Here is a 16,976-nt window from a genome sequence, read left to right as displayed (position 1 = left end):
ACCTCGGCGAGACCGGCTACGCCATCACCGACCTGCCCGCCGAACAGGCCGACGCGGCCGGGATCGCCGCCTGGGCTCACGGGCACCGGACCGTGGAGAACACCGTCCACTGGGTGCGTGATGTCGCCTTCGGCGAGGACAAGTCCCAGGTCAGGACCCGCAACACGCCCTCCGTGCTCGCCGCCGTCCGCGACCTGATCCACGGCGCCCTCAAGCTCGCCGGGTACGTCAACACCGCCGCCGGACGCCGACCCCACACCGAACGCCACCGCGTCCTCGCCCTCTACGGCATCACATGATCAACCGGACATCCGAGGTAGACGCAGGGGCCCGGAGTGGGCGGTCGGCGGCGCTGGCGGCGCCGGGGTGTTCCGAGGTCTTGACGCAGATAGCGCCCTATTGCCTGAGGCGTCGTCGACCTCTTGCAGGACCGCGAAGACCATAACGGGGGCGGCCGTAGCCCGCGCCCGGAACCAGCCGGCGGGGCAGGGACGACAGGACGCCCCGCCCGCGTGTTCGGTGCGGGCATCGCGCAGGAGGTGGCACGGCCGACGGCCGCCGGTTCGGCAGCGCGCTCTGCGTGCGGTGCTGCGTCTTCTTCCCTATGGGCCCCCCGGCCGTGGACGGCACTCTGCTGCAAAACACGGCTTGGAGGCTCACAGTGACAGCAGGACCGGCCCCCGAGAGGGCTCTGGACGGCGTCGACACCCGCACCCCATCCCTGGCCCAGCGCCGACTGTGGTTCATGGACCAGCTCGCCGGCTCCTCCAGTGGGTCGATGCTCCCGCTGGTCCTCAGGCTGCGCGGTCTTCTGGACGTGGACAGGCTGCACCGGTCGCTGTCCGCGATCGTGGACCGGCACGAGGTGCTGCGCTCACGGTTCACCGCCGTCGACGGTGAACCCGTTCAGCTGGTGGACGCTCCGGCCGGTGTCGCCCTGGAACGCACCGAGGTCAGCGGCCCGGACGAGCTGTACCGCCGCTGCCTCGGGCGGCCCCTCGACCTGGCCGCCCAGCACCCGGTCCGTGCCGTTCTCGCACGCGTCGCGGCTGACGAGCACCTGCTGCTGGTCGAGGTACACCACATCGCCGTGGACGGCTGGTCCTGGGGCGTCCTGCTGGAAGAACTCGCCGCCAGCTACCGCGGGGAGATCGTCACAGCCCCCGCCGTCTCCTACAGCGACCTGGCCCGCACCCAGCGGGAGCGGCTGCGGGGCCCCCGGCTGGAGCGCATGCTCGCCCACTGGCGTGAGCGCCTTTCCGGACTGACCGCGCTGGAGCTGCCGACGGACCGGCCGCGGCCCCGGACCTGGGACGGCGCGGGTGACGTCGTCCGCTTCGATCTGCCCGCCGACCTGGTCGCCGCCGTGGACTCCTTCGCCCGCTCCCGGCGCGCCACCCGGTACATGGTCCTGCTGGCCGCCTACCAGGTGCTGCTCGGGCATTGGGCGGGCCGCGACGACGTCGCCGTGTGCAGCACCTTGGCCGAGCGTTCCCGGCCCGGCGCCGCCGCACTCATCGGCCCGCTGGTCAACACGGTCGTCCTGCGCACCGACCTCGGGGGCGCGCCGGGTTTCACGGGCTTGCTGGAGCGGGTGCGCAGCCGTGTCCCGGTCGATCTCGCCCACGCCGAGGCACCGTTCGACCTCGTCGTCGGCGCCCTCGGCGGCTCCCGCGACCTGTCCCGGCACCCGCTCGCGCAGGCGTCCTTCACCCTCCTCAACGCGCCCGTCCAGCCGGTGGACATGCCCGGTCTGGAGGTCACGCTGGTCGAACCGCCGCTGCTGCAGACCCCGTTGGACGTCTTCCTCGACCTCACCCTGCGTGCGGACGGCAGCATCGCCGCGCTGCTCCAGTACGCCACCGCCCTGTTCGACGCCGCCACGATGCGCGCCTTCGCCCAGGCGTACGTCGCTCTGGTCCGGGCCGTGCTCGCCGCTCCCGACACGCCGGTGCGGGAGCTGGTCCGGTCCCTTCCCGCACGTCCGGGCGCGCTCGCCCGGCCCCGCCCCGCATGGCACGGTGCCCCCGACCGCCCCACCGGTCCGGCGCCCGCCTTGGTGTTCTCCGGCGATCCCACCTCTGTCGCGCTGCGCTGCGGTGACGCGAGCGTCACGTATGCCGAACTGGAGGAGATGACCGGCGGTCTGGCGGTCGCGCTGCGGGCCGCGGGTGTGAAGCCCGGTGACGCGGTGGGCGTCCTGCTGCGCCGGGGCCTGTGGTCGGTCGCGGCCATCGAGGGCATCTGGCGGGCGGGCGGCGCCTATGTGCCCCTCGACCCCGAACTGCCCGCCGAGCGGCTGCGGTACATGGCCCAGGCGGCGCACCTCGCCTGTGTCGTCACCGACCCTGCCACCGCGCCTGACGCCGCCGCTCTCGCGCCGGTCCGCGTCGACACCAGCACCGTCGCCGCGTGTGCGGACGGGCCCCGCCACCGCCCGCACCCGCGGGAGCTGGCCCATGTCATCTTCACCTCCGGATCCACCGGACGGCCCAAGGCCGTCGGTGTCGAGCACGCCGCCCTGGCCTCCCATGTGGCCGCCGCCCGGGCACGGTTCGGCATCACCGCCGCCGACCGTGTCCTGGCCTTCGCCTCGTTCTCCTTCGACGCCTCCCTCGACCAGGTCCTGCCCGCCCTGACCACGGGCGCCGGCGTCGTCATGCGGCCCGACGAGCCGTGGCTGCCGACCCAGGTCCCCGAGATCGTCCAGCGGCACGCCCTGACCGTCGTCAACGTGCCACCCACCTACTGGGCCGAACTGACCCTCTCCCTCGACCGCCGGCTTGCCGCCGCCCTCGGCAGCCTGCGTCTGCTGGTCCTGGGCGGCGAGGCCGTCCCGCCCGACACACTCGCCGCGTGGCACGCCGCCGTCCCTCATGTCCGTGTCTGCAACGCCTACGGCCCCACCGAGACCACTGTCACCGCCACCACCTACGACGCCGATGACCCGCCCGCCCACACCGTGCCCATCGGCCGGCCGCTGGGGGAGCGCCGGCTGTACGTCGTCGACGCCGACGGCGAACCCGTTCCGGTCGGCGTCGGGGGCGAACTCCTCATCGGCGGGACGGAGGTGGCGCGCGGCTACCTCGGACAGCCCGCGCTGACCGCCGACCGCTTCGTACCCGATCCGTTCGGGCCGCCCGGCGGACGCCTCTACCGCACCGGCGACATCGTGCGCTGGACACCCGGCGGGGAGCTGGAGTTCCTCGGGCGCCACGACGACCAGGTCAAGATCCGGGGCTTCCGCATCGAACTCGGCGAAGTGGAGACGGTGTTGCGGGCCTGCCCGCTGGTCGCGCAGGCCGCCGCCCGTCCCGACCGCGCCACCGGCCGCAGTCTCATCGGCTACGTGGTGCCCGCCGCGGGCGCCGACGCCACTCCCGACCGGGCCGAGCTGCGTGCCTGGTGCGCGCGCCACCTGCCGCAGCACGCCGTACCGTCGGACTTCGTCGTCCTGGACGCCCTGCCGGTCGGTGTCTCCGGCAAGCTCGACCGGTCCGCCCTGCCCGAGGGTGCCCACACCCGCGACGCGGCCGGTCCCGCGTACGCCGCACCCCGCGACGAGACGGAGCGGACCGTCGCCGAGGTGTGGGCCGACGTCCTGGGCCTGGACCGGGTCGGTCTGGACGACAGCTTCTTCGACCTGGGCGGTCACTCCCTGCTCGCCACCATGGCCGTGTCCCGGATCGCCCAGCGTCTGGGACGCGAGGTCGAGCTGCGCACCGTGTTCGAGCACCCCACCGTCCGCGGCTTCGCCCCCGCGGTGGCCGGCGCCCGCGTCTCGGGAGCCGCCGAGGTGATGCCCGTCGACCGAGACGGGCCCCTGCCGCTGTCCTTCGCACAGGAACGTCTGTGGTTCCTGGACCGCACCTCCGACACGGGCGAGTCCTACCTGCTCTGGTACTGCTGGCGCATCCGAGGCGGCCTGGACCGCACCGCCTGGCAACACGCCCTGGACGACCTGGTTACCCGCCACGAGGTGCTGCGCACCGCACTGGTGGAGCACGAGGGACAGCCGGTGCAGCAGGTGTGCGCCCCGGTCGGGGTGCCACTGCACTGGGAGCGGGTGCCCGAGACCGCCGACGGACCGGACCGCGTGACGCGGCTGCGCCCGCGCGCCGCGGCCTTCGCCACCCGCCGTTTCGACCTCGCCCGGCCGCCCCTGCTGCGCTCGGGGGTGTGGGAACTGGCCGATGACGACCACGTCGTCCTGATCAGCCTGCACCACGCGGTCACCGACGGCTGGTCCAAAGGCGTCCTGCTGGACGAACTCGCCCAGCACTACCACGCCCGCCTGCGGGGCCGGCGTGCCGCGTTGCCGCCGCTGCCCGTGCAGTACGGCGACTTCGCCGTCTGGCAGCGCGACCGGGCCGACAGCGGAGCCATGGAACCCCAACTGGCCTACTGGGAGGACGTCCTCGACGGCGCACCGGTGCTGGACCTGCCCACCGACCGGCCCCGCCCGGCCGCGTTCACCGGCCGGGGCGGCGCCGTCGAGGTCGAACTGCCCCGTGACCTCGTCGACCGCGTAGACGCCCTGGCCCGGGAGCACGGGGCCAGCCGCTTCATGGTGCTGCTCGCCGCCGCACAGGCGGTGCTGGCCCGCTGGACCGGGCAGAGCGACATCTCGGTCGGCACGCCCGTCGCCGGTCGCGACCGGCTCGAACTGGAGCCGCTGGTCGGCTTCTTCGTGAACACGGTCGTGCTGCGCACGGACCTGTCCGGGCGGCCGACGCTCGCCGAGCTCGTCGACCGGGTCCGCGACGTGGTCCTGGGAGCCTTCGAACACCAGGAAGTCCCCTTCGAGAAGGTCGTGGAACGGCTGCGCCCCGAACGCGACCTGTCCCGCAATCCGCTCTTCCAGGTCATGGTGGACGTCCAGGACGCCTCGGCCGGCCATCCGGCACTGCCCGGCCTGGAGGCCACCGACCTGGCCCTGCCGTGGAGTTCGGCCAAGTTCGACCTGACCGCCACCTTCGTGATCAGGGACGCCGGGTTCGCCCTCAACGTCGAGTACGCGTCGGACCTCTTCGACCCGGCCACCGCCACCCGCTTCGCCGAGCACGTCGGCCGCCTCCTGCACACCCTGCTCGACTCCCCGGAGATCCGCGTCGACGAAGCGCCCCTGCTCTCGCCGCACGACCGCCGCGAGTTGCTGGCGGCCGCGGGCGGCAGCGCCTCCCCGGCACCGGCGTTCACGCCGGCCGGGCGGCCGGAGGCGACCGCCGTCGTCTGTGAGGACACCGTCCTCACCTACGCCGAGCTCGACGCCCGCAGCGGGGCGATCGCGGCCGCGCTCACCAATGCGGGAACGGCCCCCTCCGACGCGGTCGGGGTGTGCGTGCGCCGGGGTGTCGCGGCGGTCGCGGCCATGCTCGCCGTCTGGCGGGCGGGCGGCGTGTACGTCCCGCTCGACCCGCACCTCCCGCCCCAGCGCCTGCGGCACATGCTCCAGGAGGCGGGCGTACGGCTCGTGGTGTGCGACGCGTTCACTCAGGACACCGTCGACGTCCTCGGCGTGCCGTCCGTCCGCGCCGACGCCGCGCCGCTGCGGGCCGACGGCCCGCGCCACATGCCCCGGCCCGACGACCTGGCCTATGTCATCTTCACCTCGGGCTCCACCGGCCGGCCCAAGGCCGTCGGCGTCGAACACCACGCCCTGGACGCCCATGTCGCCGCCGCCCGCGAGCTGTTCGCGCTGACAGACCGGGACCGGGTGCTCACCTTCGCCTCCACCTCCTTCGACGCCTCCCTGGAACAGATCCTGCCCGCGCTCAGCGTCGGAGCGAGCGTGCACGTGCGGCCCGACGAGATCTGGGCCCCGGAGGAACTGGCCGACCACGTCGCCGCGGCCGGGATCACCGTCATGGAACTGACTCCGTCCTACTGGGCGGAGTGCGTGGCCCACCTGGACGCGCTGGCCCCTCGGCTGGGCAGCCTGCGGCTGCTGGTGACCGGGGGAGAGGCGCTGCCCGCCGACCCGCTGGAGCGCTGGTTCGCCCACCTGCCGGACGTCGCGGTCGTCAACACCTACGGCCCCACCGAGGCGGTCGTCTCCGCCACCGCACACACCCTGCGGGCCCGGCCGGAGAGCAGAGTGCCCATCGGACGGGCGCTGGGCACCCGCCGCACCTACGTCGTCGACCCACGCGGTGAGCTGGCCCCGCACGGTGTCCCGGGCGAACTCCTCGTCGGAGGACCCGAGCTGGCGCGGGGCTACTTGCGCCGGCCGGCCCTGACGGCCGAGCGGTTCGTGCCCGACCCGTACGGCGAACCCGGCGCCCGCCTCTACCGCACCGGCGACGTCGTACGCCGACTGCCCTCCGGCGCACTGGAGTTCCTCGGCCGCAACGACGACCAGGTCAAGATCCGCGGTTTCCGCGTCGAACCCGGCGAGGCCGAAGCGGTCCTGCGCGCCCATCCGGGGGTGCGCGGCGCCGCCGTCCTCGTCCGCACGCTGCACGGCGAGCCCGCGCTGGTCGGCTATGTCGCGGGCGACGGCCTGTCCGAGGAGTCGCTGGCCACCCACTGCCGGGCCCAGCTGCCCCACTACCTCGTCCCGTCGGCGTTCGTCCTGCTCGACGCCCTGCCCCTGACCGTCCAGGGCAAGCTGGACACCGCGGCGCTGCCCGACCCCGAGGTGCGGGAGGCGCACACCCTGGTGCCGCCGCGCACCCCGGCCGAGACGGTCGTCGCCCAGATCTGGTGCGAGGTCCTCGACCTGCCCCGGGTCGGCGTCCACGACGACTTCTTCGCGCTGGGCGGCCACTCCCTGCGCGCGGTGTCGATCGCCTCCCGGCTCCGGATCGCCTTCGACTGCCCCTTCCAGGTCCGGGACCTGTTCGAACACCCCACGGTGGAGCGGCTCGCCGCCGAGGTGGAACGCCGGCTGCTGGAGTTGATCTCCCAGATGAGCGACGACGAGATCGATCTGTCCCTGACCGCGGACCTCTGACCGACGCGGACCGGCGGCCGGCCGCCGGGTGCCGACGGAGCGCCGAGTCGGCAGTCGGCGAGGGCCGTCGGCTGCTCTCCGCCCCCCGGGCTGCGCCCCCCCGCGGACCGTTCCCGGCGGGCACCCCTCGTGTCCGCGATCCCCCTCCCGGCGGCCCGCGCCCTGCCGCTCGCCCCGCCACAGACCTTGAGATTCGGAGTGCCTCATGACCACGTCCGACGTGCGCCCCGGCCCCCTGCCCGCGAGCGGCGGCCTCTCCCCGGCCGCCCGGCGACTGCTGGAACAGCGGCTGCGCGGCCGGTCGGCCGCCCGCGACGACGGCCCCGTCCGCGTCCGGCCCCGCCCCGAGCGGACGCCGCTGTCCGCCGCCCAGCAGCGTCTGTACTTCCTGGACCGGCTCGACCCCGGAGCCCCGACCTATCTGCTGCCCGCCGCCTGGCGGCTCAGCGGCTCCTTGGACGTGCCGGCCCTGCGTGCCGCCGTCGCCGACCTCTTCGCACGCCACGAACAGCTGCGTGTCGTCTTCCCCGAGCACGAGGGCGTCCCGTACCAGCGGGTCCTGCCGGCCGGTGACGCCGTCCTCGACGTCGTCGACGCCGCCCCGACGGGCGAGGACACCGCCCGCCGTCCGAACCCCACCGGCCAGGTCGACGCCACCAGCCGACTGGACGCCGCCGTCCACGCCGCCGCCCTGCGCCCCTTCGACCTCGCCCGCGAACCCGCCTTCCGGGCCACCCTCGTGCGCGCGTCCGATGACGACCACGTCGTGGTCCTGGCCATGCACCACATCGTCTCCGACGGGTGGTCCCTGGACGTCCTCGTGCGCGACCTGGCCGAGCTGTACCGGGCCAGGTGCCAGGGGCACCGTGCCGACCTGCCCGAACTGCCCCTGGACTACGCCGACTACGCGATCTGGCAGCGCGCCGCCGACGACAGCAGCGCCCTCGCCTACTGGACCGACCGGCTCGCCGGCCTCGCCCCGCTGGATCTGCCCACCGACCACCCCCGACCCGACACCCCCTCCAGCCAGGGCGCCGTCCATGCCGTCACCCTCCCGCCCGCCCTCACCGACGCCCTCGCCACCCTCGGCCGCAAGGCCGGGACGACGCCGTACATGACCGTGCTCGCCGCCTTCCAGGCGGCGCTCGCCTTCCACAGCGGGCAGCAGGACATCGCCGTCGGTACCGTCGTCGCCAACCGCGAGCGCGCCGAGACCGAACAGCTCGTCGGGTTCTTCGTCAACACCCTGGTGCTGCGCGGTGACCTCTCCGACGACCCGACCCCGACCGCGCTGCTGCGACGTACCCGGAACCGGGTCCTGGAGGCGTTCTCGCACCAGTCGCTGCCCTTCGAGAAAGTCGTCGAAGCCCTCAGCCCCGAGCGCGACCTGGCCCGCAACCCGCTGGTGCAGGTGCTGTACACGCACACCGAGACCGGTCCGGGCACCCTCACGCTCGGTGAGGCCAACGGCACGCCCTACCGGATCGGGCTCACCACCGCCAAGTTCGACCTCACTCTCGACCTGCGCGACGGCGGCGGCCGTACCGAACTCGCCTTCGTCTACCGGCCCGACCTCTTCGCCGAGGAGTCCGTCGCCGCGCTCGCCCGGCACACCGTGGCCTTCCTGGAGGCCTTCCGTACCAGCCCCGACGCCCCGCTGAGCACCGTCGACCCGCTCAGCGGCGCCGAACGCGCCCACCTGCTCGGCCCGGACGGCCCCGCCCGCACCACCGGGACGCCCGCCTCCGCGCCGCGCACCGCCGCCGACCGGGTCCGCGACCACATCGCCCGGACGCCGCAGGCGGTCGCCGTCACCGGCTCGGGACGCAGCCTGACCTACGCGCAACTCGACCTGGCGGCAACCGCGCTGGCGCGCCGCCTGCGCGCCGCGGGCGTCGCCGACGGCTCCCTCGTCGGCGTCTGCCTCGACCGCACCCCCGAGTTGGCCGTCGCTCTCCTGGCCGTCTGGCGTGCCGGAGCCGCCTACCTTCCGCTGGACCCCACCCACCCCAAGGCACGCCGCGAGTTCACCGTGACCGACTCAGGCATCGAACTGATCGTCACCGACTCCGCCACCCGCGACGCCGTCGCGGGCCTCCCGGCCCGGCTCCTGGAACTGGACGCGGCCGACGAGGACCAGGACGACGTCCCGGAGCAGGACACCGCCCTGACACCGGACCGTGTCCCCGCACACGAGGACCTCGCCTACGTCATCTACACCTCGGGCTCCACCGGCCGCCCCAAGGGCGTCGAGATCACGCACGGCAACCTGGCCTGGCTGCTCGGCGCCGCCGACCGCCACTTCGACTTCGGTCCCGGCGACGTGTGGACCTTGATGCACTCGCCCGCCTTCGACTTCTCCGTGTGGGAGCTGTGGGCACCGCTGGCCACCGGGGGGCGCGTCACCGTCCTCACCGCCGACGAGGTGCGTGACCCGGCCGCCGTGCACCGGATCCTGCGCGAGGAGGGCGTCACCGTCCTCAACCAGACCCCGGCCGCCTTCAAGGGCCTGCGCGCCCACCTCCGGGAGGCCGGGGCCGACTTCTCCACCCTGGCCCTGCGCACCGTCGTCTTCGGCGGCGACGCCTTCGACGTGCGCGACTACCGCGACTGGTTCTCCGCTCCCGGGCCCCGCCCGGCGCTGGTGAACATGTACGGGATCACCGAGACCACCGTGCACGTGACGATCCGCACCATCACCGAGGACGACGTCCACGGCACCGTCCGTTCACCCGTCGGGCGCCCCCTCACCGGGGCCCACGGCTACGTCCTGGACGCCTGGGGACGCCTCGTACCGCACGGCACCGTCGGTGAACTGTACGTGTCCGGCGGGGGAGTGGCCCGCGGCTACCGCAACCGGCCCGAGCTGACCGCCGAGCGCTTCCTCGACGACCCCTTCGCCGCCCCCGGCGCCCGCATGTACCGCACCGGCGACCTCGTGCGCGTCCTGCCCGACGGACAGCTCGCCTACGTCGGACGCGCCGACCACCAGGTCAAGATCCGCGGCTACCGCATCGAGCCCGGCGAGATCGAGACCGCCCTGCGCGCTCTGCCCGGCGTCGCCGACACCGCGGTCGTGGCCCGCCGCGACGGGGGCGCGGCCCGCCTGGTCGCCCACGTCGTCACCCCCGAGGGCCGCCCCCTGGACGCCGCCGCCCTGCGTGAAGGGCTGCGGCTGACCCTGCCCGAGTACATGGTCCCGGCCCTGTTCGTACGGCACGACCGGCTGCCTCTGACCGCCAACGGCAAGGTGGACCGCGCCGCGCTGATCGCCGTGCGCCCCACCTCGGTCGGAGCCTCCGCCTACGCCGCCCCACGGGGGGCCGCAGAGTGCGCTCTGGCGGAGGTGTTCTGCCAGGTCCTGAGCGTCGAACGGGTCAGCCGTGACGACAACTTCTTCGACCTGGGCGGCGACTCCATCCTCGCCCTGCGCCTGGTCGGCGTCGGCCGACTCGCCGGACTCGGCTTCAGCGTCGCCGACGTCTTCCGCGCCCGCACCCTCGCCGACCTCGCCGAACTGGTCAGCGACGCCACCGACGCCCCCGAACCGGTCGCCCCCTTCTCCCTGATCGACCCCGCCGACGCGGCCCGGCTGCCCGAGGGCCTGGCCGACGCCTACCCCCTGACCATGCTGCAGGCCGGCATGTTGCACGAGATGCTCGCCGACCCCCGGCGCGGCGCCTACCACAACGTCACCGACCTCAAGATCACCGTTCCCGAGGGCTTCGACGCCGCCGCGTTCCAGGCCGCCGTCGACGCCGTCGTGGCTGCGCACCCGATCCTGCGCACCTCCGTCGACCTCGTCACCTACCGCGAACCCCTCCAACTCGTCCACCGCACCGCCCACCTGCCGGTCGGCTACACCGACCTGCGCCACCTGCCCCGCGAGGAGCAGCGGGAGCGGCTGCGCCGCTTCGTGGACGGCGAGTTCGCGCGCCGCTTCGACCTTGACTCCGCCCCCCTCGTCCGCATCCACCTGCACCACGTCACCGACCACGACCTGCGCCTGGTCCTGACCGACTGCCACGTCGTCCTCGACGGCTGGAGCCTGACCTCCCTCGTCGCCGATCTGCTGGCGCTGCACCGTGAAGCGGTCACCCGGCGCACCGCACCCCGCCCGCCGAGCGTGCCGGCCTTCGCCGAGTACGTCGCCCTGGAGCGGGCCGCGCTCGACAGCGAGGAGTCCCTGGCCTACTGGCACGACCGGCTCGCCGCACTGCGCCCGGTCACGCTGCGCCGCCGCACCGAGGCCGCCGCGGCGGACGGCCCGGCGGTGCACGAGGTGCGACGCTCCTACGCCCACCTCGCCGAACGCATCGGCCGCCTCGCCAAGGACGCGGGCGTGCCCCGCCGCACCGTGCTGCTCGCCGCCTTCCACCACACCATGAGTCTGTTCGCCGACCGCGATGACAGCGTCCAGGGACACAGCGTCGGTCTGGTCACCAACGGCCGCCCCGAGGTGCCCGGCGCCGACCGGATGCGCGGACTGTTCCTCAACACCGTGCCGTTCGGAGTGGCCCGCCCGCGCGGCGACTGGCTGGCCTACCTGCGGGACGTGTTCGGCGCCGAGCAGGAGATGCTTCCGCACCGCCGGGTGCCGCTGGTCCGCATCGCCCGATTGCGCCCCACCGAACCGAACCTGACCGACACCGTCTTCAACTACGTCAACTTCCACCGGCTGGCGCACGACTCATGGGACGACTCCCTGGAGATCGCCCGCACCATGTTCCCGCTGCTGGTGAACGCGAGCGTCAACGCCTTCACCCTGGACGCCGACCCGGCGTACGTCGCCCCCGCCACCGCCGAACAGGTCGCCGATGTGTTCGTGGCCCAGTTGGAGGCGATGACCGCCGACCCGCACGGCCGGGTGAGCCCGCCCGCCGCCATCGGAGCGGGACGCCAGAGCGTCCTGGGCTGGGCCGCGGGCCCGGACCTGCCCTCCTCCCCGCTGCTGTTCCACGAGCACGTCGCCGAGCAGGCCGCCCGCACCCCGCACGCGGTCGCCGTCGAACACCGCGGGCAGCCGCTGACCTACGCCGACCTCCACGAGCAGGCCGAGCAGGTGGCCCGCCGGCTGCGGCTGCTCGGCGTCGGCCCGGAGAGCGTGGTCGGCATCTGTGTCGACCGGGGACCGGACTGGGTGCGCGCCGCCCTCGGCGTGCTGCGCTCCGGCGGCGCCTTCGTGCCGCTGGACCCCCAGCACCCCACCGAGCGGCTGGCGTTCATGGCCGAGGACAGCGGCATGCGGGTACTGCTGACGCACCGGGCACTGGACGGCGCGGTCCCCTTCGACGGCCCGACCCTCCACCTGGACGTGCCCGCCGAGCCGGTGGGACCGGTGCCCGGCCGCGCACCCGACGCCGACACCCTCGCCTACCTGATCTACACCTCCGGCTCCACCGGCGTCCCCAAGGGAGTCGCCATCGCCCACCGCGGCCTGTCCAACATGCTCGAAGGCCAGCGCGACCTGGTGAACCCCACCCCGGCCGACCGGATCCTGCAGTTCGCGTCGTTCGGCTTCGACGCCTCCATCCTGGAACTGACCTGGTCCCTCGCCAACGGCGGCTGCCTGGTCACCGCGTCCAAGGAGGACCTGCGTCCCGGACCCGACCTGGCCCGCACCCTGCGCGAGGCCCGGATCACCGGCGGCATGCTGCCGCCCAGCGCGCTGGCCGTCCTGGGCGAGGACACCTTCCCCGACCTGCGGGTGCTCCAGGTGGCTGGCGAGGCCTGCCCCGCCGAACTCGCCGACCGCTGGTCGCCGGGCCGCCGCTTCCAGAACGTCTACGGCCTCACCGAGACCTCGGTGTGGTCCGTCGCCGCCGACCTCGCGCCCGGCCAGGGCCGCCCGCCCGTCGGCACCCCGATCCGCAACACCCGCATCCACGTCCTCGACGACGACCTCCAGCCCGTCCCGGTCGGCGTCCCCGGCGAGATCCACCTCGGCGGACTGGCCGTCGGCCGCGGCTACCTCGGCCGGCCCGCCCTGACCGCCGCCACCTACATCCCCGACCCCTACGGCGAGCCCGGTGAACGGCTGTGCCGCACCGGCGACCTCGGCGCCTACCGGCCCGACGGCACCGTGGAGTGGCTCGGCCGCCGTGACGCCCAGGTGAAACTGCGCGGCTTCCGTATCGAACTCGGTGAGATCGAGCACGCCCTGCGTCAGGTACCCGGCATCCGCCAGGCCGTCGTCCTGCACCGCACCGACCTGCCCGGCGGCGAACCCGCCCTGGTCGCCTACCTCGTCACCGCCGGCACCGGCCCGCACACCCCGGAGGAACTGCGCGGCGCCCTGCGCACCAGCCTCCCGGCCTACATGCTGCCCTCCCGGTTCGTCGTCCTCGACGAGATGCCCGTCAACCGCAGCGGAAAGATCGACAAGCGGGCGCTGCCGCTGCCGCCGGCCGAACTCGACCAGGACGACACCGAGTACGTCGCCCCCGCCACCCCGGCCGAGCGGATCCTCGCCGAGATCTGGCGCGAGGTGCTGGGCCTGTCCCGCATCGGCGTCCACGACGACTTCTTCCGCATCGGCGGCAGCTCCCTGTCCACCGTTCGGGTCTCGCTGCTGGCCGCCGGACGCGGGCTGCCGGTGACGGTGGGCGACCTGATCGAACACCCCACCCTCGCCCGCCTCGCCGCCCACGCCACCCGCGCGGTGGGCGCCGGACTGCCCGAGACCGTCACCTCCGAGGTGCGGTTGCGCGAGGGTGAGGGAGAACCCCTGTGGTGCGTGCACCCCACCGGCGGCAGCGCCGCCTGGTTCGTGCCCCTGGCCCGCGCCCTGCCGCCCGGCCGGCCCGTCCACGCCTTCCAGGCCCGCGGCCTGCTCGGCGGCGTCGACCCCAGCACCGTGACCGGCATCGCCGCCAACTACGCCGCCGAGATCACCGACCGCGGCGTCGCGGGCCCGCACGCCCTGCTCGGCTGGTCGATGGGCGCCAACATCGCCCTGGAGATGGCCACCCAGCTCCACCAGGCCGGGCACCCGGTCGCCCCGCTCGTCCTCATCGAGCCCTACCTGCCCAACCCGGCCGCCCGCGCCCGCCTCGAAGGCGTCACCCGGGACCTGCGCGAAGCCCTGCGCCTGCGCGACCGGCTGTGCGAACTGCCCGCCTCCCCGCAGCGCGACCAGGCCACCGCCGAGCTCACCGCGACCCTCCTGGGCGCCGGAATGAGCCCCGCAGAGGCGGCCCTCGTCGAGAACGCCCCCATCGAGGTCTGGCACTCGCTGCTCGCCGCGCTGGCCGACTACGCGGTACGGCCCTACCCCGGCCACATCCACCTGGTGGTCGGCAGCGAGGCCGCCGGCCTGCCCCGCGGCGTCACGATGCCCGGACTCGACGTCGACTACGACACCTACGTCGAGCGCTGGCGTGCGACCGCGCAGGGCGGGCTGACGCTGCACATCAGCGACGGCGACCACCTGTCGATGATGGCCGAGCCCCAGGTCAGCGGCATCGCGGACCTGCTCGCCGCCCTGGAGAGGGGAGAGTCCCGATGACCACGCACGCCCCGGCCCCCACCGAGCGCTACCTGCTCGCCCCCGACCTGGTCGCCGACCCCTACCCACACCTCGACGCCCTGCGCGAGAGCGCCCCGGTGCAGTGGAGCCCGCTGCACCACGCCTGGCTCGTCACCGGCTACGACGAGGTCATGCGCTGCCTGCGGGACCGCGCCGTCTCGGCGGACCGGGTCCGGCCCCTGATGGACGCCGTTCCGCAGGGAGCCCGTGAGGACGCCGAGCGCGCCTTCGGCATCCTGTCGCGCTGGATGGTCTTCAACGACCCGCCCCAGCACCGGCGGCTGCGGCAGGTCTTCCAGGAGGCGTTCGCCGCCCGAGCCGTCGCCCGCTACAGCGCCTTCACCGAGAAGGTGACCCGGGCCGTGCTCGTCCGCAAGGCCGCCCCCGGCGGCACCGGCGACCTCATGGCCGACCTCGCCAAGCCGCTGCCGGCCCTGGTCTTCGCCCGCTGGCTCGGCATCCCGCCCACCGACGGACCCTCCTTCTGGTACTGGAACACCCGCGTGGCCGACCTGGTGCTCGGCACCGCCCAGGAGGAGAGCGAGTACCGCGCCTCGCTGCAGGCCCTGGTCAGCCTGGAGGACTACCTCGGTGCCCTGGTCGCCCGGCGGCGCGCGGAGCCCGGCGACGACCTGATCAGCCAGGTGCTGGCGGAGGGCCGGGTGGGCGACTCGGTCAGCGAGGAGGAGTTCGTCGGGATGCTGACCCAGATGGCGTTCGCCGGCGGGGAGACCACCAGCAACCTCATCGCCAACACGATCCTGGCCCTGCACACCCGCCCCGATCAGTTGGCCGCGGTGCGTGCCGAACCGGAGCTGGCGCAGGGCGCGGTGGAGGAGACGCTGCGCCTGGACGGGCCGTCGAAGATGTCGATCCGCACCGCCGCCCAGGACCTCGAACTCGGCGGGCGGACCCTGCGCGCCGGCGACCGGATCTTCCTGGTGACCGCCGCCGCCAACCGCGACCCCGCCCGCTTTTCCGACCCGGGCCGCTTCGACGTCACCCGCAGCGGAGCGACCCACCTCGGGTTCGGTTTCGGCGCCCACTTCTGCATCGGTGCCGCGCTCGCGCGCCTGGTCGCCGTCTGCGCGGTGCGCACGCTGGTGTGCGAGCGGCCCGGCCTGACACTGGCCGACCCCCATCGACTCACCTGGCAGCCGTCCTTGCTCAACCGCAGCCTCACCGCCCTGCCCGTCCACTACTGACCGGACCGCACACGTCCCCTCGAAGGAGGCACCCCCATGGCCACCACCCTCGCCGCGGACCGCCCGCTGCTGTGGGCGCCCGCCCGGCACCGTTCCTTCCGCCTGCTGTGGACGGGGCAGGCGCTCTCCTTGCTCGGCGACGGTTTCAGCGTCGTCGCCTTCTCCTGGATCACCCTGAGCCTGACCGGGTCCACCCTCACCCTCGGCTACGTCCTGGCCTTCCAGGCCGTGCCCCGCGCCCTGCTCACCCTGGTGGGCGGCACCCTCGGGGACACCTGGTCCACCCGCACCCTGATGGTGGCCTCCAGCTGGACCCGCGCCGTGCTGATGGGCGCGGTCGGCGCCGCCGGACTCACCGGGCACCTGACGGTGTGGATCCTGTGCGCGGCGGCGGCCGCCTTCGGTGCCGTCGACGCGTTCTTCCAGCCCGCCCGTGTCTCCATCCTGCCGTCGGTGGTCGAGGAGGACCTGCTCGCCCCGGCCAACGCCCTGCTGGGCGCCGGCGCGCGCACGGCGGCGATCGTGGGCCCCGCCGTCGGCGGTGTCGTGATCGCGCTGACGCAGGCGCCGGTCGCCTTCGTCGTCGACGCGGTCTGCTTCGCCCTGTGCGGTCTGTGCGTGGCCCGCATCCGCACCCGCCCGCGGTCCGCCTCCTCCAAGAGCGGCCCTGCCGCGGCCGGGCCGTCCCTCGGGGCGCGGATCCGGGAGGGCGTCACCTTCACCCTGCGCGACCCGCGTCTGCGCACCATCGTCGCCCTCGACACGGCGGTCAACTTCTGTTACGCGGGCCCCTTCACGGTCGGCTTCGCCACCCTCGCCGACCAGGTGCTGCGCGGTGGCTCGGCCACCCTCGGCGTCCTCAACGGCGCCCTGGCCGGGGGAGCGGTGCTCGGCACCCTCGTCGGCGGCGCCGTGGGCGGACGGCCCCGCGTCGGCCTGCTGGTGGCCGCCCTCGCCGGCTGGCTGGGCGCGGGAATGGCCGTACTCGGCCTGGCGCAGAGCACCCCGGTCGTGATCGCGACCGTCCTGGCCATGGGGTTCGCAATCGGCTACCAGGGCGTGTTCGGGCTGAGCTGGATCCAGCGCAACATCCCGCAGGACGTCTTGACCCGGGTGGTCTCCGTCGACATGGTCCTCGGCTACGCCGCCGCCCCGCTGTCGCTGATCCTGTGCGGCGCGCTGGCCCGGACGAGCCACCTGGCCCTGTTCGGTGTCGTGGCCGTGGTGCTGGCCGGCACCGGGCTCGCGGTGCTCGGTTCGCGGGCGGTGCGGGAGATGCGCTGACCCC

4 protein-coding genes and 1 pseudogene are annotated in these 16,976 nt (G+C 74.2%); all 5 read left to right on the top strand.

Features of this window, described 5'->3' with window-relative positions; translation table 11 throughout:
* Positions 1-8: 8 nt before the first annotated feature.
* Positions 9-299: pseudogene (locus tag ACIGDI_RS34205) on the top strand (ISAs1 family transposase); the annotation flags it as partial.
* 362 nt (positions 300-661) lie between these two features.
* Positions 662-6,955: an amino acid adenylation domain-containing protein gene (locus ACIGDI_RS34200; RefSeq protein ID WP_399904982.1), complete on the top strand. Its 6,294-nt coding sequence runs from the start codon at positions 662-664 to the stop codon at positions 6,953-6,955.
* Positions 6,956-7,160: 205 nt separating this feature from the next.
* Positions 7,161-14,462, top strand: coding sequence for an amino acid adenylation domain-containing protein (locus tag ACIGDI_RS34195; RefSeq protein ID WP_399904979.1), 7,302 nt, complete (start codon positions 7,161-7,163; stop codon positions 14,460-14,462).
* Positions 14,459-15,688, top strand: a complete 1,230-nt coding sequence (locus ACIGDI_RS34190) for a cytochrome P450 (RefSeq protein WP_399904976.1) — start codon at positions 14,459-14,461, stop codon at positions 15,686-15,688. The genes ACIGDI_RS34195 and ACIGDI_RS34190 overlap by 4 nt, the downstream gene beginning before the upstream one ends.
* A 36-nt stretch (positions 15,689-15,724) precedes the next feature.
* Complete coding sequence (locus ACIGDI_RS34185; protein ID WP_399904974.1) at positions 15,725-16,972, top strand: MFS transporter; 1,248 nt, start codon at positions 15,725-15,727, stop codon at positions 16,970-16,972.
* Positions 16,973-16,976: the final 4 nt, after the last annotated feature.

It is taken from the genome of Streptomyces sp. NPDC085900, assembly GCF_044540925.1.
GTDB classification, from domain to species: Bacteria; Actinomycetota; Actinomycetes; order Streptomycetales; family Streptomycetaceae; genus Streptomyces; species Streptomyces gilvifuscus.
Note: the sequence above shows the minus strand (reverse complement) of the source record. Positions and strands in the feature narration are given on the sequence as shown.